Annotated in this window: 22 protein-coding genes and 1 tRNA gene; 16 read left to right on the forward strand and 7 right to left on the reverse strand. The window is 55.8% G+C overall.

The features are described from left to right. Window positions 1-65 precede the first annotated feature (65 nt). The 4 genes from ACR0NE_RS04130 to miaA all read right to left on the reverse strand — a co-directional run bounded on the left by ACR0NE_RS04130 (window position 66) and on the right by miaA (window position 5626). Complete coding sequence (locus ACR0NE_RS04130; RefSeq protein ID WP_170393300.1) at window positions 66-1529, reverse strand: ABC transporter permease subunit; 1464 nt, start codon at window positions 1527-1529, stop codon at window positions 66-68. A 13-nt stretch (window positions 1530-1542) separates the two neighbouring features. Then, window positions 1543-2589, reverse strand: coding sequence for an ABC transporter permease (locus ACR0NE_RS04135; protein ID WP_170393299.1), 1047 nt, complete (start codon window positions 2587-2589; stop codon window positions 1543-1545). A gap of 121 nt (window positions 2590-2710) precedes the next feature. Next, entirely contained in the window at window positions 2711-4381 is a 1671-nt protein-coding gene (locus ACR0NE_RS04140; RefSeq protein WP_170393298.1) for an ABC transporter substrate-binding protein, read from the reverse strand. 351 nt (window positions 4382-4732) lie between these two features. Further along, window positions 4733-5626, reverse strand: coding sequence for a tRNA (adenosine(37)-N6)-dimethylallyltransferase MiaA (miaA, locus tag ACR0NE_RS04145; protein WP_170595829.1), 894 nt, complete (start codon window positions 5624-5626; stop codon window positions 4733-4735). Between the two features lie 97 nt (window positions 5627-5723). Here miaA and pyrH point away from each other — a divergent pair, with 97 nt between their 5' ends. The 10 genes from pyrH (at window position 5724) to ACR0NE_RS04195 (ending at window position 17014) form a co-directional block, all read left to right on the forward strand. Beyond that, window positions 5724-6476 (forward strand): UMP kinase, encoded by a 753-nt coding sequence (pyrH, locus tag ACR0NE_RS04150; RefSeq protein WP_170393296.1) that lies wholly within the window; start codon window positions 5724-5726, stop codon window positions 6474-6476. 333 nt (window positions 6477-6809) lie between these two features. After that, on the forward strand, window positions 6810-8036 hold the full coding sequence (locus ACR0NE_RS04155) for an aminotransferase class V-fold PLP-dependent enzyme (protein WP_170595827.1): 1227 nt from the start codon (window positions 6810-6812) through the stop codon (window positions 8034-8036). Window positions 8037-8083: 47 nt separating this feature from the next. Next, on the forward strand, window positions 8084-9508 hold the full coding sequence (locus ACR0NE_RS04160) for a cryptochrome/photolyase family protein (RefSeq protein ID WP_170595825.1): 1425 nt from the start codon (window positions 8084-8086) through the stop codon (window positions 9506-9508). Window positions 9509-9577: 69 nt separating this feature from the next. Further along, entirely contained in the window at window positions 9578-10786 is a 1209-nt protein-coding gene (locus ACR0NE_RS04165) for an SAM-dependent methyltransferase (protein WP_170393292.1), read from the forward strand. Between the two features lie 16 nt (window positions 10787-10802). Further along, window positions 10803-11243, forward strand: a complete 441-nt coding sequence (locus ACR0NE_RS04170) for a TrgA family protein (protein WP_170405320.1) — start codon at window positions 10803-10805, stop codon at window positions 11241-11243. A gap of 29 nt (window positions 11244-11272) precedes the next feature. After that, the gene (locus ACR0NE_RS04175; RefSeq protein ID WP_170595822.1) at window positions 11273-12391 is read left to right on the forward strand and encodes an NUDIX domain-containing protein; all 1119 of its coding nucleotides are present in this window, start codon (window positions 11273-11275) and stop codon (window positions 12389-12391) included. Between the two features lie 66 nt (window positions 12392-12457). Then, window positions 12458-13492 carry a cysteine synthase A gene (locus ACR0NE_RS04180; protein ID WP_170393289.1) on the forward strand — a complete coding sequence of 345 codons (1035 nt, stop codon included), beginning with the start codon at window positions 12458-12460 and terminating at the stop codon, window positions 13490-13492. Further along, window positions 13492-15945 carry a DUF3772 domain-containing protein gene (locus tag ACR0NE_RS04185; protein WP_170510731.1) on the forward strand — a complete coding sequence of 818 codons (2454 nt, stop codon included), beginning with the start codon at window positions 13492-13494 and terminating at the stop codon, window positions 15943-15945. Before ACR0NE_RS04180 ends, ACR0NE_RS04185 begins: the two co-directional genes overlap by 1 nt. Before the next feature lie 87 nt (window positions 15946-16032). Then, window positions 16033-16860, forward strand: a complete 828-nt coding sequence (locus ACR0NE_RS04190) for an exonuclease/endonuclease/phosphatase family protein (RefSeq protein WP_170595820.1) — start codon at window positions 16033-16035, stop codon at window positions 16858-16860. A gap of 64 nt (window positions 16861-16924) precedes the next feature. Beyond that, window positions 16925-17014 (forward strand) — tRNA-Ser (locus tag ACR0NE_RS04195). A 107-nt stretch (window positions 17015-17121) separates the two neighbouring features. Here the strand turns inward: ACR0NE_RS04195 and ACR0NE_RS04200 are convergent. Further along, complete coding sequence (locus ACR0NE_RS04200; protein ID WP_170595818.1) at window positions 17122-18000, reverse strand: LysR family transcriptional regulator; 879 nt, start codon at window positions 17998-18000, stop codon at window positions 17122-17124. Between the two features lie 96 nt (window positions 18001-18096). Here ACR0NE_RS04200 and ACR0NE_RS04205 point away from each other — a divergent pair, with 96 nt between their 5' ends. Continuing rightward, window positions 18097-19404, forward strand: coding sequence for an aminotransferase class I/II-fold pyridoxal phosphate-dependent enzyme (locus ACR0NE_RS04205; RefSeq protein ID WP_170595816.1), 1308 nt, complete (start codon window positions 18097-18099; stop codon window positions 19402-19404). Window positions 19405-19461: 57 nt separating this feature from the next. Here the strand turns inward: ACR0NE_RS04205 and ACR0NE_RS04210 are convergent, their stop codons facing one another. Next, window positions 19462-20133, reverse strand: coding sequence for a GntR family transcriptional regulator (locus ACR0NE_RS04210; protein WP_170595814.1), 672 nt, complete (start codon window positions 20131-20133; stop codon window positions 19462-19464). A gap of 128 nt (window positions 20134-20261) precedes the next feature. Here ACR0NE_RS04210 and ACR0NE_RS04215 point away from each other — a divergent pair, with 128 nt between their 5' ends. The 5 genes from ACR0NE_RS04215 (at window position 20262) to ACR0NE_RS04235 (ending at window position 24460) form a co-directional block, all read left to right on the forward strand. Then, window positions 20262-21206, forward strand: a complete 945-nt coding sequence (locus ACR0NE_RS04215) for a class II glutamine amidotransferase domain-containing protein (RefSeq protein WP_170595812.1) — start codon at window positions 20262-20264, stop codon at window positions 21204-21206. After that, a complete protein-coding gene (locus ACR0NE_RS04220; protein WP_170405341.1) occupies window positions 21203-21916 on the forward strand; it encodes a GltB/FmdC/FwdC-like GXGXG domain-containing protein in 714 nt (237 codons plus the stop codon). The genes ACR0NE_RS04215 and ACR0NE_RS04220 overlap by 4 nt, the downstream gene beginning before the upstream one ends. Then, window positions 21901-23325, forward strand: a complete 1425-nt coding sequence (locus tag ACR0NE_RS04225; RefSeq protein ID WP_170393281.1) for an FMN-binding glutamate synthase family protein — start codon at window positions 21901-21903, stop codon at window positions 23323-23325. The genes ACR0NE_RS04220 and ACR0NE_RS04225 overlap by 16 nt, the downstream gene beginning before the upstream one ends. A gap of 50 nt (window positions 23326-23375) precedes the next feature. Then, window positions 23376-24020 (forward strand): type 1 glutamine amidotransferase, encoded by a 645-nt coding sequence (locus ACR0NE_RS04230; RefSeq protein ID WP_170405343.1) that lies wholly within the window; start codon window positions 23376-23378, stop codon window positions 24018-24020. A gap of 89 nt (window positions 24021-24109) precedes the next feature. After that, a complete protein-coding gene (locus ACR0NE_RS04235; protein WP_170405345.1) occupies window positions 24110-24460 on the forward strand; it encodes a hypothetical protein in 351 nt (116 codons plus the stop codon). Here ACR0NE_RS04235 and ACR0NE_RS04240 read toward each other — a convergent pair. Next, complete coding sequence (locus tag ACR0NE_RS04240) at window positions 24457-25596, reverse strand: FAD-dependent oxidoreductase (protein WP_170595810.1); 1140 nt, start codon at window positions 25594-25596, stop codon at window positions 24457-24459. The genes ACR0NE_RS04235 and ACR0NE_RS04240 overlap by 4 nt on opposite strands. Between the last annotated feature and the right edge of the window lie 69 nt (window positions 25597-25665).

A 25665-nucleotide genomic window follows, 5' to 3' on the forward strand; every position in this document is an offset into this window, starting at 1 on the left:
TTCCCCTTCACCTGGCTAAAAATATCTCGGGGGTCCGGGGGCAGAGCCCCCGGCCTCGATCACAATCAGTCCTTCAGACTTTCTTCGCGCAGACCATCCGCTAGCAGGTTCAAGCCAAGAACCAGCGACAGCAATGCCAGCGCGGGCGGCAGTGCGGGATGTAGATAGATCGACAGAAGCTTGCGCCCCTCGTTGATCGTCGAGCCCCAGTCCGGGCTTTCCGGTGGCAGCCCCAGCCCGAAGAAACCCAAGGTTCCAAGCAGGATGGTCGTGTAGCCGATGCGCAGGCAGAAATCGACGATCAGCGGGCCACGCGCGTTGGGCAGGATTTCCCACAGCATGATGTACCATGGACCCTCGCCGCGCGTTTGGGCCGCAGCCACATAGTCGCGAGTTTTGATGTCCAGCGCCAGTCCGCGTACGATGCGGAACACGGTCGGAGAGTTCACGAAGACCACCGAGACGAACACCACCAGAATACCGCCTGGAATATCGAACAGATCAAGGTAGGTCGGCAGACCCCAGATGCGGTAGCTGTCGGTGTTGATGATGTAGCCACCGGTCGAAATCAGCGACAGGTAGAGCCAGAGCGCAACACCCAGAACGCCGATCAACAAAGGCGTTCGAAAACTGGGACGCGTATAGAAACGCGAATTCAGCAGAACGCCGAGGAAGATGATCGGGAACACGAATAGGATCGCCGCCATATAGTTCGGCACGCCGGTCGCTACGATCTCGGGCGTGACCAAAAGGTAGAACAGCAAGATAACGGGAAAAGCCAGGATCAGGTTCGCGAGGAATGACAGGAGCGTATCCAGACGCCCGCCATAGTAGCCTGCGGGTAAACCCAGAGTGATACCGACCATGAAGGCAAACATCGTCGCCAGCGGCGCGATCTGCACGACGATCCAAGCACCTTTAACCATACGGCTAAAGACGTCGCGCGCGAGGTTATCTCCACCCAGCAAATACCAAGCGTATTGTCCATCCTCCAGATTGGGAAGCGGGGTGCCCGGCACTTTGTTCTTCATACCCGAGACCTGCGACAGGGGATCGTGGGTTACGATCAGATCGAGTGCGCCAAATATGCCGGTGAACACCCAGAACATCACAAGGCCAAAGCCGATCATACCAATGGGGCTGTCGAACAGCTTGCCATATAGGCCCAGCTTGCGCTTGAACGCAATCGACATCGCATAAAGGATGATCAGCGACAGCCAGACGGGCAGAAACTGCTGAGAGATTGCGCCGATGATGCCAGCACTGGTCCCCATCAGGATGCCAAGGACAATGTACGCCACCGCAATTCCCACACTTGCCAGAAAGCTATATCGCAGCGCCGATTGTATCAGGATTCTCAGGCCAGAGCTCGAACTGAGCGTCCCATCGGCATTCACAATCATCTGATCTTCGGGCAGCACGATACTTGCCAGCATCCAGACAACGATGGACAAAAGCATCAGTCCCAACGCAAGCATCAACAGCGGGTTCAGGAAGGCGATAGAGCCGGTCCAGGTAAGTGGTTCCATGATCTATCCCTCCTTACGAAATGCGGATGCGCGGGTTGAGGTAGACATAGCCGATATCCGAGATCAGCTGCGTCACCAGCACCACAAAGACCGACACGACCGAGATCGCCAGCAGCAGCTGTATGTCATTGTTGCCCGCCGCCTGTACAAGCGCCCAGCCAAAACCCTTGTAGTTGAACAGGGTCTCGACGATCACGACACCATTCAGCAGCCATGGGAACTGCAGCATGATGACTGTAAATGGTGCGATAAGCGCGTTGCGCAGCGCGTGTTTCATGACGATATTCGGGAATGACACGCCTTTCAGACGCGCCGTCCTGATGTATTGCGCCGTCATCACCTCGGTCATTGAGGCGCGGGTCATCCGGGCGATATAGCCCATCCCGTAAAGCGCGATGGTCAGAACTGGTAGGAAGAAGTTCTCGAACGTCGGGTTCTCCATCGCTTGCGTGGCGGTGCCTTTGAACCATTTCAACCCGACGGCGGAGGATGTGAAGATCGCTATGAAGATAACGCCCGAGACGTATTCTGGCGTCGCCGTCGTCGTGATGGCAAAGGTTGAAAGCGTCCGGTCAGTGGCCGAACCTTCCTTCATCCCGGCCAGGATGCCCAGAATGAGTGCCGAAGGGACCATCAGCAGCATCACCCAGAACATCAGCCGTCCGGTCAGTGCCAGCCGGTTGCCAACAACGGTAGAGACCTCTTCCTTGAAGACAGTTGAATATCCCCAGTACCCCTGCAGGATACCGCAGAAATTCGGAGATTCCTCGGCAGTTTTGCCTGGCAGGATACATCTACCCTGAACGGTTCCGTCCTCATTTGTGTGTCGGAACGAGGGCAGGACACCCAGCCATTCACCGTATTTGATCGGCGTGGACTGGAGGTAGCCGTTTTTCTCTAGATAGCTTTCGACCTGTTCATCAGACATCCGGAAATTGCCCTGCGTCTTCGCAAGCTTTTCCAGGTTCGGGTAGAGATTGGTAAGGAAGAAGACCAGGAATGTCAGGCACAACGCTGTCAGCAGCATAATCCCCACACGCCTTAGAATGAAAAGTCCCATGTTAGCCCCTGTTGATCGGCTGGCGTGACAGGCATTTCGCCCCACGCGTTGCTATTATTCTGGTCGCCGTATTGAGGACGAAGGGCCGCGCCAGTTCGGCGCGGCCCTTGTAGGTTTCGGCTTAGGAAGTCAGGCCGAACTTATAGAGCTGCGGCAGGTCCGCAATGTGCTTTTCGACACCGACCATATTATCGCGGTGGTGACGCATCGCGGTCCGCCAATAGGGCTGGATGACCACGCCTTCGTCGATCATGATCGCCTGCAGTTTCGCCATCACCTCGCGGCGCATATCGACATCCGCGATCGAGTTCGCCTCGGCCAGCAGCTTGTCGAACTCTTCGTTGGCAAAACCAGATTCATTCCAAGCGACACCCGACTTATACGCCAGTGCCAGAACCTGCGTGCCCAGCGGGCGGTGGTTCCAGTTGGTCGAGGAATACGGGTACTTGGTCCAGTCGTTCCAGAATGTCGAACCAGGCAGAACCGTGTGCTTTGCCTTGATGCCCGCATCGTTCAACTGAGCCACTACCGCAGCCGTGGTATTGCGACGCCAGTCATCGTCGATCGACTGCACTTCGTGTTCGAAATCGCCCATACCCGCTTCGTCCATCAGCGCCTTTGCGCCTGCCGGATCGTAAGGGATACGCGTCACAGCCGAGTCGTACTCGGGGTGCATCGGGCCGACATGACAGTTGTCGGCGGTGATGCCGTAGCCGGACATGCCAAGTTCAAGGCAGACGGCGTTGTCAACTGCCATGGCAAGGGCCTGACGGACCCTCTTGTCGCCATAGATTTTGTTGCCATCGGCGTCTTCAGCCAGCTGGTTGGGGCGAATGACAATGGTAAAGCCCGATGGGATTTCCGAGCGGACAAGGCCAATACTGTCAAAGATGTCGACAAACTCGCCAACCGATTCCCAGTTCATATCGATCTCTTCGGCCTCATAGGCGGCCAGGAAAGCAGCAGGGTCAGTGCCATAATCGATGAATTCGATCCGGTCGATATAGCCGCCTTTACCAGCTTCGTAGCCCCACCAGTCAAAGCCTTCGTTGCGGACCAGTACGCCCTTCACGCCGACCTCATGGCTTTCGGGCATCATGAAGCCCGTACCAACTGGGTTGGACAGCATATCATTTGCATCAAAGCTGCTGTGTACGATTGCACCCGGATAATCTGCCATGCCGGGGATGATCGTGATATCCGGCGCGTTGCACTTCAGCTTGACTGTATGCGAGTCGACAACGGTGATGGCGCCATCTGCGGCTTTCTGAGTGCTCTCATCCATCAGTGAGGCCATGCGCGAGGCCATCGAGTTCCCTTCCAGAGACCCGTCGCACCAACCTTCGATATTGCGAGCTACGTCTTCGGCAGTGAAATCGTCACCATTGTTCCACTTCACACCTTTGCGGACGTTCAGCGTGTATTCGGTGGCGTCATCATTGGCTTCCCAGCTTTCCAGCAGCATGGGTTTGAACGAGCCGTCATTATTGTATTCGACAAGATATTCCAGCCAGCCAGCCGTGAAGGTTGCGATCTGCGTCCAGTCATATGTGCGCGGGTCTTTCAGTGCGCGCACTTCCATTTGATAGCGGATGGTGCCGCCACGCTGAGGTTCGGCAGCGGCTGCCGGTGACTGCAGGCCAATCATGCCATATGCCGTCGGTACGGCAACGCCCAGCGCGGTTACACGGGCCAGAAATTCACGACGGCTCAGATTGCCCTCACGATATTCCTTGGCGTGCATCTCAGCCGCCCAATGCATCGGCTTTCCGTTGATTGTCTGGTTTTCCATAGATGTCTCCCTGTGACACATAATTTTTTTAGATTTCGTGTTTCTGATTGATAGAGCCGGGCACTACAGGGACCGTTTGGTCTCGGTTGGTAGGGCCACGGGCTTGGATTTACGATTTATCAACATCCCCATAGCCGCATTCGGCACCAGTTTTTTCCCTGCGTCAATGTTGGAAATCGTCATAGATGGTACAAAAACGACATCCGAGCAGAAAGTGAGGTTCGGAAAGTTTCAATGTGAAAGGAAACGAGACACGTTGTGACGGATAGATGGATACATATCTATCTCTCACCATAGTGCTGATTAAAGCGTTGTTATATTAGGCTTTATCGTCTCCGGCGACTGCAGCCTTCAACACGCAGCGTCAAGGTGATGCCAGAACTTCATGCGCGCACGGAACCATGTGCGTTGGCGCTTGGCAAACTGCCGTGTCGCGATCGTCGCTTTTTCGCGCGCCTCATCCAGTGTCATGCGGCCGTCCAGGTAGCCCATTAGCTCCGGAACGCCGATCGCTTTACAGGAGGGAAAAGAGGGGTCATAGCGATCGCGCATGGCCTCCACTTCCACTATAGCTCCTTGGTCCAACATCAGGTCGAACCGTCGGTTTATGCGATCCAGCAGCCAGTCTTTTCTGGCGTCGAAAACAATCGGCACCGTGTTTTGAATATCCAGTATCGGGGCGGGGGTGTCAGCCTGCCAATCCGAAAGGGATCGCCCGGTTGCGTTCTGAACCTCCCAGGCGCGCTGAACACGCGCGCGGTTTTGGGTGTCGATCCTCTGCAGGGTCAGACCGTCCAAACCCGCGATTAGTTCTTGCAACGGCAACTTATCCGCGTGTTCCCGGATTTCCGGCGGGGTTGCGGGGATATCGGCCATCCCCTCGGTCAGAGCTGTGAAATACAGACCGGTCCCTCCGACGATTATCGGACGAGGGCGTTGCGACAGCATCGGCGTGACCTCTCGCAGCCAATGACCAGTCGAATAGGTCTGGTCATAGGCAACATGCCCATACAGACGGTGCGGTGCGCGGGCCTCATCCTCGGGCGAGGGGCGGGCCGAGATAATACGCCAGCAGTCATAGACCTGACTGGCATCGGCGTTGACAATCACGCCTCCGAAACGCTCGGCGATCAACAGCGCCAGCGCCGATTTACCCGAGGCAGTGGGCCCGGCGATCAATACAGCTTTGTCATCGGGAATCGACGGCAATTGCGCCAAAAGCCGGTTCTCAGAGTTGTCGGCCATGACTGGTTGCCCCGTTCCTGACTATCCGCATTGAACCTGCGGAGGTTTTGCTTCATTTTGCGCCGGAAAATAACCCCGTGCCAGCCCGGAGCGCAATATGAGCCTTTCCCCTTCCGTCGAGACCACCGAGACCCCAAAAACAACATATGACCGTGTCATGTTGAAGATTTCCGGCGAGGCGCTGATGGGAGATCAGGGATTCGGACTGCATCCGCCCACCGTTCAGCGCATCGCGCAAGAGGTCAAATCGGTTCATGATCTTGGTGTTGAGATTTGCATGGTCATCGGGGGTGGCAATATCTTCCGTGGTCTGTCTGGTTCAGCGCAGGGGATGGAGCGTACGACAGCCGACTACATGGGTATGCTGGCGACTGTCATGAACGCGCTGGCGATGCAATCCGCTCTGGAGGGGGTAGGGGTCTTTACACGTGTAATTTCGGCCATTCGGATGGATGAGGTGTGCGAGCCCTACATTCGCCGCCGTGCTGTTCGTCACCTTGAGAAAAAGCGGGTTTGCATCTTTGCCGCAGGAACCGGGAACCCCTATTTCACCACCGATACCGCTGCGACTCTGCGTGCTAACGAAATGGCGTGTCAGGCGATCTTCATGGGCAAGAACGGTGTGGATGGCGTTTATGACAAAGACCCCAAGGTGCACGCGGATGCAGTGCGCTATGATCAGGTTTCTTATGACGATGTTTTGGCCAAGCGGCTGCGCGTGATGGACGCATCGGCCATTGCATTGGCGCGCGACAACAATCTGCCACTGATCGTTTTCGGTCTGGATGAACCCGGCGGGTTCCGCGGCATCCTGGCGGGTGAGGGGACTTATACCAAAGTTCAGGGCTAATGCTGATTTGAGCAACACTGAGCCGGGCATCTCTGCCCGGCATTTTCCTACCTAAAAGAAACTAAGCCCCGCGTGGGCCAATGACTTCGTCAGTGCACGCATTGCGTGGCGGCAAAAAATACCATTAACGCAATCACTTGACCCAACCTTCTACCTCTGGCTATCTGGCCGGGTCTGCTGGTGGTGATGGGGCCATCATGGGGGCTGCCGTCGATCCTTACCCGTTCCAAGGGCCTGCGGCTGGGCTGGAAGACCTGCCTTGTTTTCGGGGATGTCCGGACTTTGCGCGGGCAACAACCCGGACTGTAGTGCATGATAAGGGAGAGAGATGCGATGGGCGCTCTTGATATTGAATTCGTTCGGGCACAGTTCCCGGCCTTTTCGGAACCCAGCCTTCAGGGACAGGCCTTTTTTGAGAATGCAGGTGGATCCTATACCTGCAAACCTGTGCTTGATCGGTTGAGCCGGTTCTACACCCAGCGAAAGGTTCAGCCCTACGCGCCCTATGAGGCGAGCCGTGCGGGTGGCGTGGAAATGGACGAAGCACGAGCGCGACTTGCCGCGATATTAGGGGTGGAAACAGATGAGCTGAGCTTTGGCCCTTCGACGACGCAGAACACCTATGTACTGGCTCAGGCATTCCGGCAGTGGATGCAGCCGGGCGAAGCGATTGTCGTGACCAATCAGGACCACGAAGCAAACTCGGGGCCCTGGCGGCGATTGGCCGATGAGGGGATCGAAATTCGGGAATGGAAGATTGATCCGGAGAGTGGGTCTTTGAACCCGCAAGATTTGGAGAATTTGCTGGACGAGAAAGTGCGGCTGGTGTGCTTTCCACATTGCTCGAATGTCGTTGGGGAAATCAACCCGGTCACCGAAATCACCGCGATCGCCCATGCTGCGGGTGCTTTTGCCTGTGTCGACGGGGTTTCTTACGCACCGCACGGGTTCCCCAATGTCGGTGATCTGGGCCCTGATATCTATCTGTTTTCTGCCTACAAAACCTATGGCCCGCATCAGGGTTGCATGGTTATTCGACGAGCTCTGGGTGAATTGCTGCCCAACCAAGCGCATTATTTTAACGGCGACACTCTTTTCAAGCGGTTCACACCAGCCGGGCCTGACCATGCTCAGATCGCGGCCAGCGCAGGCATGGCGGACTATGTGGACCTGCTTTGTGCCCATCATGGAGGACCGGAAACAGGAGCTTCGGCAAGGGGGTCCTTTGTGCATGATCTGATGCGGGAACACGAGGTCGCTTTATTGCAACCTCTGCTGGACGCGGTCAAAGACCGGAACGCTCTGCGCCTGATCGGACCGTCTGATGCCAGTCGGCGCGCACCGACGGTAGCGTTAAGTCTGAATAAGAAGGCCGAGCCTGTTGCTGCCGAGCTTTCCAAACACGGTATCATGGCGGGTGGCGGTGATTTCTACGCACATCGCCCGTTGCAAGCGATGGGCGTTGACGCAGAACAAGGGGTCTTGCGCCTTAGCTTTACACACTACACCAGTCGACAGGAAATTGATCAGCTTTTGGAGGCGCTTGACTGCGTTTTGTGATCCAGTTTCTGCGGCGCTTCGTAGTTCGAAGAAAACATGGGGCGGACATGGATTTTGATCATTCTCCGATCATTTTGTGGTTCAGGCGCGATCTTCGGTTAGGAGATCATCTGGCGCTGAGCACGGCGGTGCAATCAGGTCGTCCCATCGTGCCCGTATTTGTTCTCGATCATCAGGTTCAGACTTTGGGTGCCGCGCCGAAATGGCGCCTTGGTCTGGGCCTTGACGCTTTTGCCGGCAGGCTTGAGCAGCTTGGCAGCAAGTTGATACTGCGCCAGGGTCAAGCACTGGATGTTCTTTGTGAACTGGTCAGAGAAACTGGGGCAGGCTCCGTATTCTGGACGCGGGCTTATGATCCAGAGGCGATCAACAGGGATACCCAGATCAAGGCTGCTTTGAACGAACAGGGTATCCAGGCACAGTCATTTGCTGGCCAACTTCTGTTTGAGCCTTGGACGATCGCTACCAAAACCGGCCAGCCGTTTCGGGTCTTCACTCCGATGTGGCGTTCAGTGCAGGGGCGCGAAGTCTCTTTGCCCGAGCCCGCGCCCACGCGGCTTATGACGCCGAAAACCTGGCCTGCGTCCGATCAATTGTCTGATTGGCGACTGGATCGGGATATGCAGCGCGGGGCCGCAGTGGTCCGCCCGTTTGTCCACCCGGGCGAAAATGCGGCGCTGGACCAGTTGGATGTGTTTCTAGAACGTATTGATCAGTATCGCGAACAGCGGGATCAACTGGATCAATCTGGAACCTCTGATCTTTCAGAATACCTTGCACTGGGCGAGATCGGGCCGCGTACAATCTGGCATCGGGTGCAAATCGCCGACCAAACCGGGGCGCATGGTGGTGAAGGCTATCTGCGTCAGCTTGTGTGGCGTGAGTTCGCATATCACTTAATGTACCACTGGCCGCATCTTCTGAGTGCTAATTGGAAGCCTGAATGGGACGCATTCCCTTGGAATACTGATCCCGACACGCCCGAAGTGCGCGCGTGGCGCCAGGCAAGAACCGGAATTCCGCTTGTCGATGCAGGTCTAAGACAAATGTATGTCACCGGACGCATGCACAATCGGGCTCGGATGATTGTCGCGAGTTATCTGACAAAGCATCTGATGACGCATTGGAAAATCGGCGCAGACTGGTTCGGGGATTGCCTGATCGACTGGGACCCAGCTGCAAATGCGATGGGATGGCAATGGGTGGCCGGTTGCGGCCCTGATGCCGCACCGTATTTCCGTATCTTCAATCCCGACACACAGCGCGAGCGGTTTGATCCAAACTCAGGTTTTGTGCGTCGCTGGATTGCCGAGGGCCAATCCGAGCCGCCATCGACCGCGCTAGCCTATTTTGATGCCGTGCCGCGATCATGGGGGCTTTCTCCTGACCAGATGTATTCCGCACCGGTGGTGGCGCTGAAGGAAGGCCGCGCCCGTGCGTTGGGCGCGTATAATGCCGGAAAAGACCAGTAAGGAACTGAAAACTTGCCAGAAACCGAATCCCGTCCTAGCTTTGACCCGCAACCGCAGAGGGGAGAGCGGATGTTCCTGACGAGCACCGAAGGGCAGGAAAACCTGCCGAGATATTTTACACAAGTCTTCAAGATGCTGAAGAGGATGGAGCGCGGCCGACTTGACATCGCGCTGCCCGACGGACGCATTTTCCGCGCGGATGCGCCACAACCAGGCCCCGTGGCACATGTGGACATCCACGACCCGGACGTCTTTTCCCGGCTGGTGCGCGAGGGAGAGCTGGGCTTCTCGGACGGCTACCTTGAAGGCGATTGGAGCACACCGGACCTACGCAGTTTCATGGACCTCGTGCATCTGGGAACTGAGACGGTCTACGATGATTTTACCGGACAGTTTCTTGTGCGAGCCTATGAAAGACTGCGGTTCTGGTTGCATCGTAACAACCGGTCGCAGGCGAAAAAGAACATCTCGTATCACTATGATCTCGGCAATGACTTCTATGGCCTGTGGCTAGATGACACGATGACCTATTCCAGCGCCATATTTGAAACGGGTCAGGAAAGCCTCGAAAAGGCGCAAACTGCGAAATATGCCAGCCTGGTGGATGAAATGGGGGCCAAACCGGGGGATCATATCCTTGAGATCGGGTGCGGCTGGGGTGGGTTCGCCGAATATGCCGCGAAAGAGCGTGGGTTGCGCGTCACCGGGCTGACCATTAGCCAAGAGCAGTTGAAGTTTGCTAGAGAGCGAATTGAAAAAGCAGGGCTTTCTGATCTCGTGGAGTTCAAGCTACAGGACTACCGCGATGAGCAGGGTCAATATGATGGAATTGCCTCGATCGAGATGTTCGAAGCAGTCGGTCAAAAATACTGGCCCGCATATTTCAACACGGTCCGTGATCGGTTGAAGCCGGGTGCCCATGCCACTTTGCAGATCATCACAGTCGCGGATCATCGCTGGGACATTTACAAGAACGGCGTTGATTTCATTCAGAAATACATCTTTCCCGGCGGGATGCTGCCCGCACCGTCAATCCTTAGAGATCAGATCGATCAGGCGGGGTTGACCGTTGTGCGCTCAAAAGAGTTTGGCAAAAGCTACGATCTGACCCTGCGACGCTGGTACGAGACATTCAATGCCAAGTGGGATCAGATATCGGAGATGGGGTTTGATGAGCGTTTTCGCCGCATGTGGAATTATTATTTGACCGCATGTGGCGCAGCCTTTGACACCGGTAATTGTGATGTGACACAGATCACGATAGCCAAACCCAGTTGAAGAACGGAAAAATCGAATGCCTACAGCCTCACGTCTCGTCGCCGCGTTGTGTCTGCTGGTGATCGCATTCCTTGTTTCAGGCATGATTATCGACAACGGGGAAGAGGGTAAGGACTATGGTTATTTCACTTACGTGAACATAATCCTGGGTTGGATCTGCGGCTGGGTTGTCATGGGTAAACGTGCTGGCCGTGGCTGGACCGCGGCCGTCAACAACGGTTTGACCGGTGTTGCGGCGCTGGTCTTCTGGGGGCTGTTCGTTCAGGGCACCTACGAGATGTTCAGTCAGGCGATGCGCCATCGGTTTGGTGGTCCGTTTGAGGCTCTGCTTGCCATCTTTCAGATCGGGATTGGCTATGGTGAACAGCTTCTGGCACCGGAAATCCTGCTTACGCTGGGTTTTGGTGCTGTTCTCAGCGGGATACTTACCGAAATTGCCTTTCGCCGCTGGCGTTAAATCTGATCTGCCAATTCGGGGCCTCTGCTTTGTCCAATCTGTTTTTCTATGGCACTTTGCGCCATGTCTCTTTGCTGGAACTCGTCATGGGTCGCAGCGCAGACGATTTATCGGCGATGCAGGCTGTTTTGCCCGATCACGCCGTATATGCGGTTCAAGATCAACCCTTTCCAATGATTGTCACCGAAAAGGGCAGTAAGGCCAGTGGTGTTCTGGTGCAGGGCCTAGGTGACGTCGAGCGTAGTCGATTGGCCTTCTATGAAGGCGGGTTCGAATATGAACTGCGCCCGGAGACAATTGTGACTGAGGATGGAAAAGAACATCAGGCCAAGGTGTTCTTTCCGGATACTGACATTTGGAAAAAAGGCGCACCGTGGGATCTTGAAACCTGGATCAGGGATTGGGGTGCGCTTTCGGTGTTCGCGGCAGACGAGGTGATGGCCCATTTTGGAAGAGTCGATGCCTCGGACATCGTGCGCAACTTTCCAGCTATAAGAACACGCGCCTGGGCCAGATTAGCGGCAAGACAACGTGGAACGGGGGATGAGCGGAGCGTTGCGGATGACGTGATCGTTCATGACCGCAAGCACGCTTATGTCAACTATTTTGGGATGGATGAAATTGAACTGCAGCATCGTCAGTATGACGGCGCCCTGAGCCCGGTGCTGCATCGCAGCGGGTTGATGCAAGGGTCTGCAGTGATCGTCCTGCCTTATGATCCGGTGCGCGACACGGTGTTGCTGGTAGAGCAATTTCGCGCGCCCGTGTTCTTGATCGACGACCCCGAGCCGTGGATGTGGGAGCCTGTGGCTGGCATGATCGACCCGGGCGAAACACCTCAGCAGGCGGCCACCCGCGAGGCCATGGAAGAAGCGCAGATTTCACTATACCAACTGGAATATGCAGGTGGTGCCTATTCATCCAGCGGATCGTCAACAGAATATGTTTATCTCTATGTCGGTCTTGGGGATCTGACTAGTACGGTTGAAAGCGGTGGCCTCGCTTCGGAAGGTGAGGATATCCGCAGCAGAATTCTGCCGTTTGATGAATTCATGAGCATGGTAGATGCTCATGTTTTCAAGGATCTGCCGCTTCTAACTCTTGCTTATTGGTTGGCGCGGAACCGCGATCGACTGCGCGCTAAGTGATCCCTGCTTGTGATCGCGTCAGGGCACCTGTAAATCTGCTGCAATACCATATGACAAGAGGATGCCATGCGCATTGCACGAGACCTTGCCGACGCCGTCGGTAAAACACCTTTGATCCGGCTGCGTCGCGTCAGCGAAGAAACGGGATGCGAGATCCTCGGCAAGGCCGAATTCATGAACCCGGGTCAGTCCGTCAAAGACCGTGCTGCGTTGTTTATCATCCGCGATGCGATAGCGCGCGGTGATCTGAAACCCGGCGGCACGATTGTTGAGGGCACGGCCGGGAATACCGGCATCGGTCTGGCGCTGGTTGGTGCCTCGATGGGGTTCAAGACGGTGATCGTCATTCCTGAAACCCAATCTGAAGAGAAAAAGGATATGCTCCGCCTGGCGGGGGCTCAGCTTGTGCAGGTGCCTGCGGCGCCGTACCGTAATCCCAACAACTTTGTGCACTATTCGCGCCGACTGGCCGAACAATTGGCTCAAACCGAACCAAATGGCGCGATTTGGGCCAATCAGTTCGACAATGTCGCCAACCGTCAGGCACATGTGGAAACCACTGGTCCCGAAATCTGGGAGCAGACCGGCGGTAAAGTCGATGGCTTCATCTGTGCCGTTGGATCGGGTGGTACTCTGGCCGGGGTGGCCGAAGCGTTGCAGCCCAAGGGTGTCAAGATCGGTTTGGCTGATCCGATGGGGGCGGGGCTCTATTCCTTCTACACCACTGGTGAGATCGCGATGGAGGGAGGTTCTATCGCCGAAGGTATCGGACAGGTGCGGATTACCAAGAACCTAGAAGGGTTCACACCTGACCATTCTTGGCAGATTACCGATAGCGAAGCGCTGCCCTATATCTTCGATCTGCTGCGCGAAGAGGGTCTGGTGATGGGCGGGTCAACCGCGATCAACATTGCCGGTGCTGTCCGTTTGGCGAAAGAACTGGGGCCAGGGCACACCATAGTTACGATTCTGTGTGACTACGGCACCCGCTATCAATCCAAACTGTTCAATCCTGAATTCCTGCGTGAAAAGGAACTTCCCGTGCCCGATTGGATGACCGATGCGCCGCGCAGTATTCCTGGCGTGTTTGAGGACGTGTGATGCTGCAACAGGTCCGCCTGTGTCTGGTTCTGGTGCTATTCTGCCTGATTGGGTTGGGCGGGACCGCCTCTGCCCAACTTACTGACCGGCAGAGCGAGTATTATCAGGGCTGGGTCAGCACGGCGGACCGGGCGGAATCTGTTATTCGCGCGAACCGTGCATCCAACGCAGCATTAGAGAATTTGCGTTCGGAAATAAATGAGTATCGCGAAGACTTTAACAAAGCCCGAGGTGCCAACACCGATCGTATTCAGACGCTGGAAAGCCAACTCAAGGCGCTTGGCCCAAAGCCGGCTGAAGGGGAAAGCGAGGCCGAAGACATTGCCAAGCTGCGTGCGCAACTCGAAACACAACTGAACAGTTTGCGTGTTCCCCGCATCATCTCGGAAGAGGCTTTCAGTCGCGCGAATGGGCTGATCAGCGAAATTGATCGGATCGTCCGAGACCGACAAAAGAAAGAGATGCTGAAACGCGGGCCGTCGCCGCTCAACCCCGTCTATTGGGGACCAGCTTGGGTCGACATCAAAGAGGCGACGCACAGCCTTATTAACGAAACCATCGAAAACTTGCGCTCTGATGTGGTGCGCGAACAAATCCGCGAGCGCGGTCTTGGCATTCTCGTGCTGTTGGTTGTTTCAGCAGTTCTATTGCTGTTTGGGCGCAAATGGTCCGAGAAAGGCGGCGAATATCTCCGCTCGCTAGGAGGTAGCGGCAGCGGGGTCTGGACCTTTATTGTCTCGCTGTTGCGCATTCTATTGCCTTGGTTGGGCGTGTTGGCGTTGGTCACCGCCGTCGTGCTAACTGGCGTGCTGGGCCTGCGCGGTACACTTTTGTTCCAGCAAATCCCCTATTGGGCCGCGATTATCTTCTATTTTGATTGGATCGGCCGGCAGGTCTATCTGATGGGAGCGGCGCAGAACTTCCAAAGACTGTCCGCAGGCAAAATCAGAGAATTGCGGGTTTATATAGACCTGTTGGCGGTCATGCTTATTTTGCACGAGCTGGCGCAATTGTTCGAGCAGATCGAGAATATCTCTGACGCGACCCGCGCCGTTGTTGGCTTCCCGATCGTTGTGGTGTCTGCTCTTCTTCTGCTGCGTGTGCGTCAGGTCCGCCAATCAGAGCCTCAGCAAGAACAGACGGACCAGGAAGCTACCCGCCGTGGCGCAGGGTTCAGCCAATTGGTCGAGTTCTTGCGGCGCGCCTTGTTCATGCTTGGGATTGCGACTCCGATCTTGGGGGCCTTCGGATACATTAACGCTGCCGAAGCTATCGTATTTCCTGCCATCAAAACGCTGGTTCTGATTGCAGCACTGGTGATCGTGCAGCGATTTATTGGTACGGTATATGGCTGGCTTTCAGGGCAGGGCGACGCCGCGCGCGATTCACTGTTTTCGGTTCTGGTCGGGTTCGCGCTTGCCATTCTGGCGTTGCCGATATTGGCGCTTTACTGGGGCGCGCGCCAGACGGATCTGCTTGAAGCTTGGTCGCGATTGTTGCTGGGGTTCGATATTGGCGGGGTTACGATTTCACCCAGTAACTTCCTGACGTTCGTTGCCATTTTCGCCATTGGATATACGCTGACCCGTTTGCTGCAAAGCGGGCTGCGCAATTCACTGCTGCCGAAGACCAGCATTGATCCCGGCGGGCAGAATGCCATCGTGTCGGGTACCGGATATGTCGGAATTTTTCTAGCGGCACTGATCGCTATCATGGTTGCCGGTTTTGACCTGTCCTCGCTTGCGATCGTGGCGGGTGCTTTGTCGGTCGGCATCGGTTTCGGTCTTCAGACCATTGTATCGAACTTTGTCTCAGGGATCATCCTGCTGGTTGAGCGTCCTATCTCCAAAGGTGACTGGATCGATGTGAACGGCATGATGGGATATGTGCGCGATATCTCAGTCCGGTCGACGCGGATCGAGACGTTCGACCGGACGGATGTGATCGTTCCCAACTCGGACCTGATCAGTGGGGTGGTTACGAATTACACCCGGGGCAATACGATTGGCCGAGTGATCGTGCCTGTAGGCGTCGCCTATGGTACCGATACCCGCAAGGTCGAAACTATTCTGGGCGAGATCGCAAACGGGCACCCGATGGTTCTGGCCAATCCCGCGCCCAGCGTAGTGTTCCAGGGCTTCGGTGCAGACTCGTTGGATTTCGAAATCCGCGCGATCCTGCGGGATGTGAATTGGGTGCTGTCTGTCAAATCCGACATGAACCACGAGATCAATCGCCGGTTCGTTGAGGAAGGCATCGAGATCCCGTTCGCGCAGCGTGACCTGTGGCTCCGTAACCCTGAGGTGCTGACGGGTCAGTCCGATCCGTCCAATGATGCTTCTGCCGTGGATGACGACCTATCACCCCAAGCGCCATCGACAAAACCAGTGGACATGACAGCAGACGATCTGGACGCGGCAGGGGATCAGGACGGCGAGGGCGACAACCACTGAGCGTGATGCGATCGGCATTTTCCCGCAAATGGTTATCGGACTGTTTCATTTTGATGTAGTCTGAAGTCATTTGAAGGAGGAATTTTGATGGTTACATTTTCACACAGCCTCGCGCGTATTGCCGTCTGGAATCTGGCCGGCTTCAATCCAGTAAACACAAGTATAGGCATTCCAGCCAGCAGTGACCGGGTCACCCATCAAATCGAAGGGCTGGCCCTGCTGGACGCCGAACTGATCACTCTGGTCGAGGTCAGCCCCATCGAACATATCGATCGGCTTGCCTTGGGTCTGGCCGATAAGGGGCTGGACTATCAGGTCAAGATCCTGCCGCAGCCCAACGGCAATATCCATATCGGGTTTCTGCACAAACCGGGGGTCTCGGTGACAGGTTTGCAGCTGATCGACGGCTCGGAAGGTGACGATCCCGGCGGACGTCAGGCCCTGATCGCCGATGTCGAGGTCGGCAAATTCAAGGCCAAGCTGATCGCTGTGCATCTTAAATCCGGACGAGACCGGCCCGAGCAGCAGATACGTGACAGCCAATGCAAGATCATCGGTGATAAGATCGCTGAAATCCGCTCGACCCCCGGTCTGACACAACGCACGATTCTGCTGATGGGCGACTTCAACATGATCCCCGGTCAGGACGTCAGCAATTTCCACCATCTTGGTGGGGATGACATGATGGACTTTGTTTCGTGCTGGGATCTGCAAGACCGATTCTCGCATATTCTGGATAGGGGTCGCGCCAATTTACTGGACGGTTTTGCCGTATCACGCACTTATTCCACCGATTATGTCCGCGGCAGCTTGCGACTGTTTCCAATGCACTGGACCATGAATATGGGGCGCGAGGCGTTCAAGGATGAGGTGTCGGATCATCTGCCATTTGTCGCCAGCTTTCGTATTTTCTGACCCGTCCATTTTTGCGAAAGGGGCCTTGCGCTCGGTTCAGAAATTCGCATAAGTCACCTCTACCGGAGAGGTGGCCGAGTGGTCGAAGGCGCACGCCTGGAAAGTGTGTAGGCGGGAAACCGTCTCCAGGGTTCGAATCCCTGTCTCTCCGCCATATGCCCTATTTAATCTGAGTTGCCTTGCGGTCTATGCGAGACTGTTTTGTGCACGGCTTTCAATGTGAAGTGACGTGCACAATGCACCGGATTGATGAGATTTGACTCAATCTGACAACAAGGCGATGACTTGATCGGTTTCGGGTCTTCGTCGCGATGCCACTGGCACTTGAACCGCTAGAGCACGCCCTGTCGGGCAGGATTGCGCGTGGGCCGTTACGAGTGCACCAGATTTCAATGGCTCTTCGAGTAAGCATAGGTGCCCCATTAGCACGCCAGCTGCGGCCTTGGCCTCTTCCACGGCAAGGCTGTAAAGCGAAAACTGCGGACCAGTTTTGACATCTGGGACCTCACAACCTGTGCTTCGCGACCATGTGGACCAATCGCTGCTCCACGTCTGATCGTGCAACAAGGGAGTGCCTTGAAACCCGTTGTTGCCGGTCACCGGATCCAGCAGAGCAGGCGCGCAAACCGGTTGGGTTTCATCCTCGCACAGCACAATTTGGTCAAGTGCTTCGTCCAAGGTCGCGAAGAAGATCGCCAAATCGAACATCTCACGCGACAGGCTGGGTGGTGTTTCCAGCGCCGTGACCGAAAAATTGATATGCGGAAAACACTCTCTGATCCGGCGCAATCGTTTGGGCAACCAGAGTTGGGCAACAGCAGGCAAAGCGGCGATGTGAAAATCGGCATTTGGTTTAAGGTTTCGCAAGGCCCGAGCGGCATCGCCCATCTGATCAAAGGCTGTGGTGAAGACAGCGACAAGTGATTGACCTTGGGGCGTCAGTTCAACCCCTTGCGCGTTGCGGCGAAACAGCGGCGCACCTGCCCAACCCTCCAACGCCTTTACATGCTGTGAGATCGCACCCGGAGAAACGTTCAGCTCTTCCGCCGCCGCGACAAAGCTGACATGCCGCGCCGCGGCCTCGAACGCCCTCATTGCATTCAGCGGAGGTCCCTTGGGGCGTTTGGGGGCGACACTCATCGATCTAGCCTTAGTTTTTCTACGCCAAGAAATAACAATTCTGCTTTGCGGTGTCACGCGAAAGCCGCCAAACTGCGAAAAACAGGAGGATGTCAGATGACACTTGTACAAAGAGACTGGGTGCCTGCCGCAAGCGAAACCCTGATTCAGGATATCGCGACCAAGGCCGCATCGTTGTCGTCTGGCGATTTACTGGCCCGGATCGAGAATCTGGCAGAGGAAAACCGGCGCATTCACGAAAAAGAGTGCTTCAACCTCAACCCGGCGACAAATGTCATGAACCCAAAGGCCGAGGCACTTTTGTCGTCAGGCATCGGGTCCAGACCATCGCTGGGATATCCTGGTGACAAATATGAAATGGGGTTGGAGGCGATCGAAGAGATCGAAGTCATCGCAGCAGAGTTGTGTGCCGATGTCTTCGATGCGCAATTCGCCGAGGTTCGCGTGCCTTCGGGCGCAATTGCCAACCTCTATGGTTTTATGGCGACCTGCAAACCCGGTGATGCAATAATTGCTCCGCCAGCATCGATTGGTGGCCATGTGACTCATCATTTGGCGGGGTGTGCGGGGCTGTTTGGTCTGCGCACTATTGAGGCCCCCGTCAATGCGGATGGGTATACCGTTGATCTGGACCGGTTGAGGGCATTGGCGAAGACCGAATGCCCCAAGCTAATCACGATAGGCGGCAGTCTGAACCTGTTTGAGCATCCCGTGGCCGAAGTGCGTGCCATAGCGGATGAAATCGGCGCAAAGGTCATGTTCGACGCCGCCCACCAGTGCGGCATCATCGCCGGGCGTGCGTGGTGCAACCCGCTGAAGGAGGGTGCGCATTTCATGACCATGAGTACCTACAAAAGCCTGGGCGGACCGGCCGGGGGTCTGATTGTGTCGAACGATGCAGAAATCGCCCGGTCGTTGGATGCAATTGCTTTCCCCGGTATGACAGCCAACTTTGATGCCGCAAAAACGGCTGCACTTGCCGTCACCATGCTGGATTGGAAAGAGTTCGGCTCAGCCTATGCAGATGAGATGATTGCGATGTCCAAAGCACTTGCTGCCGCGTTGGATGCGCAAGGTGTTCCGGTCTTCGCGGGTGGAGAGGGTTTCACCAATTCTCATCAATTCGCGGTACTGGCAGCGCCGTATGGTGGCGGTCAGACTGCCTCCAAACTGCTTCGTAAATCCGGGTTTCTGGCAAGTGGCATCGGATTGCCAGTTGAGCCGGTGGAAGGCGACATGAATGGCCTACGGATCGGCACGCCCGAGCTGGTCCGGTGGGGTATGACAGCAGGAGATGCAGAGCGTCTGGCAGAACTGATCCGACGTGGCTTGAGCGGTGAATCCGTTCCATCCGAGGTATCTGGATGGCGCGCTGAGTTCGACAGGCTGCATTTCGTGATTTGAACAAGCTGCGGCCAATCAGGCAAAGGCCCTGATTGGCCGCTCGTTCTGAAACGCGGTTTAACCGTTATCCGCTTCTTTCAGACCTTCGATCTGAAGGTCGAAACCTTCCTGAATGTGGCTGGTGAAAGTTTCCAGCGCTTCGGTGACATCACCCGTCGTTATCGCGTCAACGAGCGTCAGGTGGTTTCCGAGCGATTTGGAGATATCAACATTCTCAATCGCTGAAAACAGATGGAACGCCATCGCTTTGCCCCAGATCATATCGAACATATCGATCAGAAATTTGTTGCCCGCCTCAACCATGAAGGCACGGTGAATGCGCCGGTTCGCGATAAAGTAGTCTCGGGTCGTCGGCTGGCTCAGATCTTCTTCGCGACGAATGAGTTCGCGCAATCGATCCAGCACCTCTGGTTCAGCGTGTACCGCAAGTATGCGCGCGGCTTGTCCTTCGATGGCTGCACGTGCCTGGTATAGTTGCCGCACCTCGGTCTGGTCCATGCGCGCCAGTCGAAATCCGCCGCTGGCGGCCACTTCCAACACGCCTTCAGTCTCCAACCGCATGAGCGCTTCACGTACAGGCGTCCTGCTGATGTTCAACTCGGCGGCCAGCTTTTCCTGCACCAGCCGATCTTCACCGGTGATCTCGCGACTCATGATGGCTTCGACCAGTTGATCATAGACCTCGTCCGCCAGGCGTCTGCGTTGTGTTTTGATTTGTTTCAGAGCCACTCGGCGCCTCTCTTTCTGTCCTTCATGAATTCTGTATTCAATAAAACAACTGCTGCCAAGGCGAATGGGGTTGCTATTGTTCGTGTACTGTATACAGTATACAGGAAAGAATGAACAGGGAGCTCTTCATGTGTGGAATTGCTGGTAGAATACTGGCCGCGCCCGGGAAGGTTGGGGCGGATCTTGTTGACCTGATGGATGCGCAGGAACATCGAGGCGCCGACAGCACTGGCTTCGCCGTTTATGGTTTGCCACGAGAAACGGGATACGTTTTACGCGGAATGGGATTCGACAAGTCTCAACAGGATGCGGATCTCTCCGCGTTTGAAACGATATTGCGTGAACACGGAAGCAGCTTTCTGTCTGACCCCCAAATCGTAACGGACCAAAGTCGTCACTATTGCTTTCGGATGGAAATTTCAGACCCAAGGAATCTTCAAGCCTGGGTCGCGGACGCGGATGAGCTGACAGACCGCATTGAAGTTCAATCCTGCGGCCGCAGTCTTGAGATCATCAAGGATATTGGTGGCGCCGAAGCCGTGGCAGAAAAGCACGGCGTTCGCGAGATGATAGGAACACATGGGCTGGGGCATGCGCGGCTTGCGACGGAAAGTTCGGTATTGCCTAACGCATCGCATCCGTTCTGGGCGCGCCCATTTTCGGATGTCGCGATCGTACATAACGGGCAGATCACCGATTACTTTACTTGGCGCGATAAGCTGACCCGAATGGGTTATCGGTTCTTGACTGAGAATGACAGCGAGTTGATTGCCGTGTGGGTCAGCGACCAGATGAAGGCGGGCCTGACCATGGAGCAGGCGCTAAAGAAGTCCATTACCTCTATCGATGGTGTGTTTACCTACATGATCGCAACGCCAAACGGGATTGGGTTTGCCAAAGACCGATTTGCAATGAAGCCTCTGGTCGTCGTCAACCGCAATGGCGATCTGGCGGCTGCGACCGAAGAACAAGCGGTCCGCCGGGTGATGACCGAGGAATGCGATGTGATCAACTACGACGGCCCGTCGCTGACCGGTATCTGGGGCGTCGGAAACCGGAGTTTGGCGGCATGAATGAGGTGGCTGCAAAGATGGATGAGATCGTCATCGAAGTCGGCAAGCGACATATCCGCGAGGTCAATCGTGAGATAATGGAAGCCTGCACAATGGGTCGGCCGATCCGCGTGGTAGATACGCTGTCTCGTCATAATTTGGGCGTGGGTCTGCCAGACAATGTGGATATCACTTTCGAGGGGTCGGTTGGTTATTACTGCGGCGGTCTCAATACCGGGGCGAAAATCACTATCGAACGCAACTGCGGCTGGGCCGTTGGCGAAGGTATGGCCAAAGGGCACATCACTGTCGGTGGCTATGCCGGTATGTCCTGTGGTGCTGCGATGATCGGCGGCACGATCCATGTCAAAGGCGATGCGGGGCCAAGGGTGGGCGTTGCGATGAAAGGTGGAAACATCGTCGTCGAAGGAAAGATTGGCTATCAGTCCGGCTTCATGGCGCATTCCGGTCGGATCATAGCGCTTGGCGGTGCGGGTGAATCCTGTGCTGATGCGCTTTGGGAAGGCGAAGTCTGGGTAGCTGGCGAGGTCGACAGCCTGGGTGTGGATGTCGACGTGATCGAACCGACTGCTGAAGAAGTGGCCGAGGTCGATGCGATCCTCGACCCGCTCGGGCTTGTCGACAGTTCGCGAAATTGGCGCAAAATGGTTTCGGGCCAGCGTCTTTGGTATTTTGAAAGCAGGGACGCAAGCGCATGGCTCATGATCTGAGTAAACCTTACGAATATCCGTTCGACGTTGCCTCGGAAGAGGAAATCAGGTTCCGCGATGCGGGAGCGATCGACGGCCGCCCGGCTGGCGTTCCTTCGTCGTATGATGAAGGAGGTTCGACCCGCTGGACACCCGAGGCGATCTCGGAAGTTCACGCGCTGGCGCAGCTTGGGCGCTATCAGGTACGTGGATACAACACGTTCAACAAGCAATTGCCGACCTTTGATGATCTGACATTCGTTCCTGCAACGATGACCCGCCTGCCGCTGGAAGGCTATCGCGAGAATTGCGATACGACGACCGTACTGGGTGGAGGACGCGGCCTTGTGGAGCGCCCGCTTGAATTGAAGATCCCGATCTACATCGCTTCAATGTCCTTTGGTGCTTTGTCGGCATCGGCCAAGGCATCGCTGGGTTATGGGGCCTCGAAAGTAGGAACCATGACTTGCACGGGTGAGGGTGGCATGCTGGAAGAGGAGCGCGAAGCCTCCCAACGCCTGCTCTATCAGATGTCACCCGCGCGGTATGGTGTGGATCTGGATCATCTGCGCCGCGCGGATGCCTTGGAACTTGTCGTGGGGCAGGGTGCGAAACCCGGAACCGGGGGTCTGCTGCTGGGCATGAAGGTCAGCCCGCGCGTCAGCCAGATGCGAACTTTGCCCGAAGGTGTGGATCAGCGATCTACGATCCGCCATCCCGATTTTCTCGGCGCTGATGATTTGGCAGTGAAGATTGAAGAATTGCGCATCGCCACCAACTATCAGGTGCCAATCTTCATCAAGATGGGTGCGACACGTCCCCGGTTTGACGTGGCAGTTGCTGCCAAAGCGGGTGCAGATGTTGTAGTAGTTGATGGTGCCGAAGGTGGCACCGGCGCGTCTCCGGAGCTATTGCTAAACCATACCGGAATCCCAACGATGAGCGCTATTCGTGCCGCGCGTGAAGCATTGGACGAATGCGGCATGACCGGCAAAGTCTCTCTGGTCGCTGCCGGTGGCATTCGGTCCGGTGTGGACGCCGCGAAGTGTCTGGCCCTCGGTGCTGACGCTGTGATGATCGGCAACGCGGCCATGGTTGCGCTAGGATGCAACAGTCCGCGCTATCTCGAAGATTACGCGGCGTTGGGAACCTCGCCGGGCGCCTGCCACCATTGCCACACTGGTCGTTGCCCGGTTGGCATTGCGACGCAGGATGAAAGTCTCGAAGCTCGTATGAACCCTAATGCAGGGGCAGAGCGCATTGCGCGCTATCTGACGGCCATGACCATGGAGATTACAGCGCTTGCGAAAGCCTGCGGAAAGTCCTCGGTACACAATCTGGAAACCGAAGACTTGCGTGCGCTTAGCTTTCAAGCGTCAGCTTTCACTGGGGTGAAAATGGCTGGAATTGACAGGGCTTTTGACTGGTGAAAATCGCAGTTCTTGAGTTGACTAGCCACCCGCTGCCATTGTTGGAGGGAATGCCGCGGACTTCACAGCAGATTCAGGAGTGGATCGCCCCACACCTACCGGAAGCCGAGTTCGTAGTAGTCGGGGTCGTTGATGGAGAACCGCTCCCGGACGAGAGCGATTTCGACGGCGCTATAGTCGGCGGATCTGAATTTGGCGTTTATGATGACACGGATTGGATGCAGCCGCTACGTGCCTTCCTGGACCGTTGTCGAGAAATCCGAAAACCAGTCTTTGGTATCTGTTTCGGACATCAGATCATGGCTGACGTCTATGGTGGTCGGGCCGAGAAAGTCGAGGTAGGCAATGTCGTTGGCGCACGGCCCTTCAACTATGGCGGAGATAGCGTGGATGCATATGTCTGGCATCAGGATCAGGTAACAAGCATTCCGGACTCGGCTCGGGTGACCGGATCAGCGGGCCACTGTCCAGTTGGTGCACTGGATTATGATTTTCCTGCCCGCTCTGTTCAGTTTCATCCCGAATACAAGGCGCATCACTTGCGCGATCTGTTCACCAGAGGTCGAGAGGTGCTTTTGTCAGCTACGGAAGCGGATGATGGGATGTCCTCGGTCAGCGCGGCAAATGTGCCCGACGATATTGCAGCGCTTCAAGCAGTAGAGCTTTTTCGCGGTACATACGTCCCTGAGCAATAAGCCTTTGAGCGAGCGGCTCTTGATCCTAATCAAGTCCAGCCAAGCCGCACTATGTATACTGTATACGCAATCGGTTGGGAGATTTGGCAATGACGGGATACAAGGATTTCTTTGAGAGGATTGCGCGGATTGTGAATGCTCCACGCGAGGGAAGTATCAGCGATCTGGAGCTATCGGATCTCGGCCTGTCCCGCACTGATTTGGCCATGTTGCGTTCTGGCGCGCCCAACGCGCGAGAGCGTATACTCTCGATGGCTAGTCAGTTTGGCCTGAGTGAAGATGATCTTAAGGCCCATCCTGAGCTTGGCCTTGAGTTGGCGGAAAAATGTGGACATTGTCGCCAAGCAAAGACCTGCCGAGATGCAATTCGATCAGGTGTTCGCCTGCCTCAGGAAAAGTGCCCGAATTCAGGGCTCTATGCGGCGCTTTCAGAAGGTTAACGCCCGCTTGGACTTTCTTTTGGGCTCAGTTTTCTTCGACCAGTGATCTTGAAACGATCAGCCGTTCCGAAATCCTTCATTCCAACACCTGCCGCAAACTCTGCAAAAACCGGCGCGTGTTTGAACAGATGTCCCGAGCAGCCTCCGGCGAACAGCACGTATTCATGCTCGGGGTGCCAGTCGACAATAAAGTGCGTGTCAGGTGTCAGGATGATCTGGTTGAATTTGGAATCCACTATCCGCTCACCTTCAAGGCCCGGAAGACGATGACGGATGTAGCTGCGAGTGCGTCCTAGCGTTTCCTGTCGGATTAGCCTTTCGTCATTGTCCAGATCGATCTTGTCCGGGATGACGACCGCGGCTTTCACGCCTGAACCTTCGGATGAGGGTAGCCCGAATGAGCCCTGACCATGATCGATCCAGCAGGGCATCCGGCTCATATCGAACTCCTCGGACCCATCTGGCGTCGAGGTATAGAGGACATTCACACCAACCACCGTCGATATCGGCTTGATCGTCCTGGGGAACATGTCCGCCATCCAGGGGCCGGTTGAGACAATGATAAGATCAGCCTCAAGCGGCTTTCCATCCAGCATTGGGCGCTCTGATCCATCGGTGGTCACGCGACCGCGCTGTACGATCCCGCCCGCTCGACGAAACAGCTCAAGCCCGGTCAGGACGCAGCGATGCGCCATCAGCATTCCGGCTTCGGGTTCGAACAGGGCGTATTCGATGTCAGGAACGCGAAACTGCGGAAATCGCGATTCGATGTCCTGCCGCCCGAACTTGTAGTAGGGCACACCAACGCGGTCGAAGGTTTCGGCTGTGGCGTTCTCCCAGTCGCAATGACCGCCTGTTGCAAGAATCAGCGCACCGCATTCATACATCAGGTTCTGGCCGCTCTCGGCTTGCAGTTCCAGCCAGCGCAGGCGGCTTTCGCGGGCCCAACGTGTATAGAACTCATCCCGCCCGGAAATCGCACGGATGACACGGTTGTAATCCGTTGAAGATGCACGGGAATGTCCCGGTTCCCAGCGATCTATCAAAGTCACTGCCTCACCACGTCGTTGCAGTGTAAGCGCCGTCATGACGCCGACGATGCCGCCTCCGACAACGATGACCGAGTTCTTGGACATGATGCAGATTTTCCTTGTTTATCGATTGTCTTTGTGAATACTGTATACAGAATACAACAATTATAAAGC

The organism is Ruegeria sp. C9 (genome assembly GCF_056537585.1).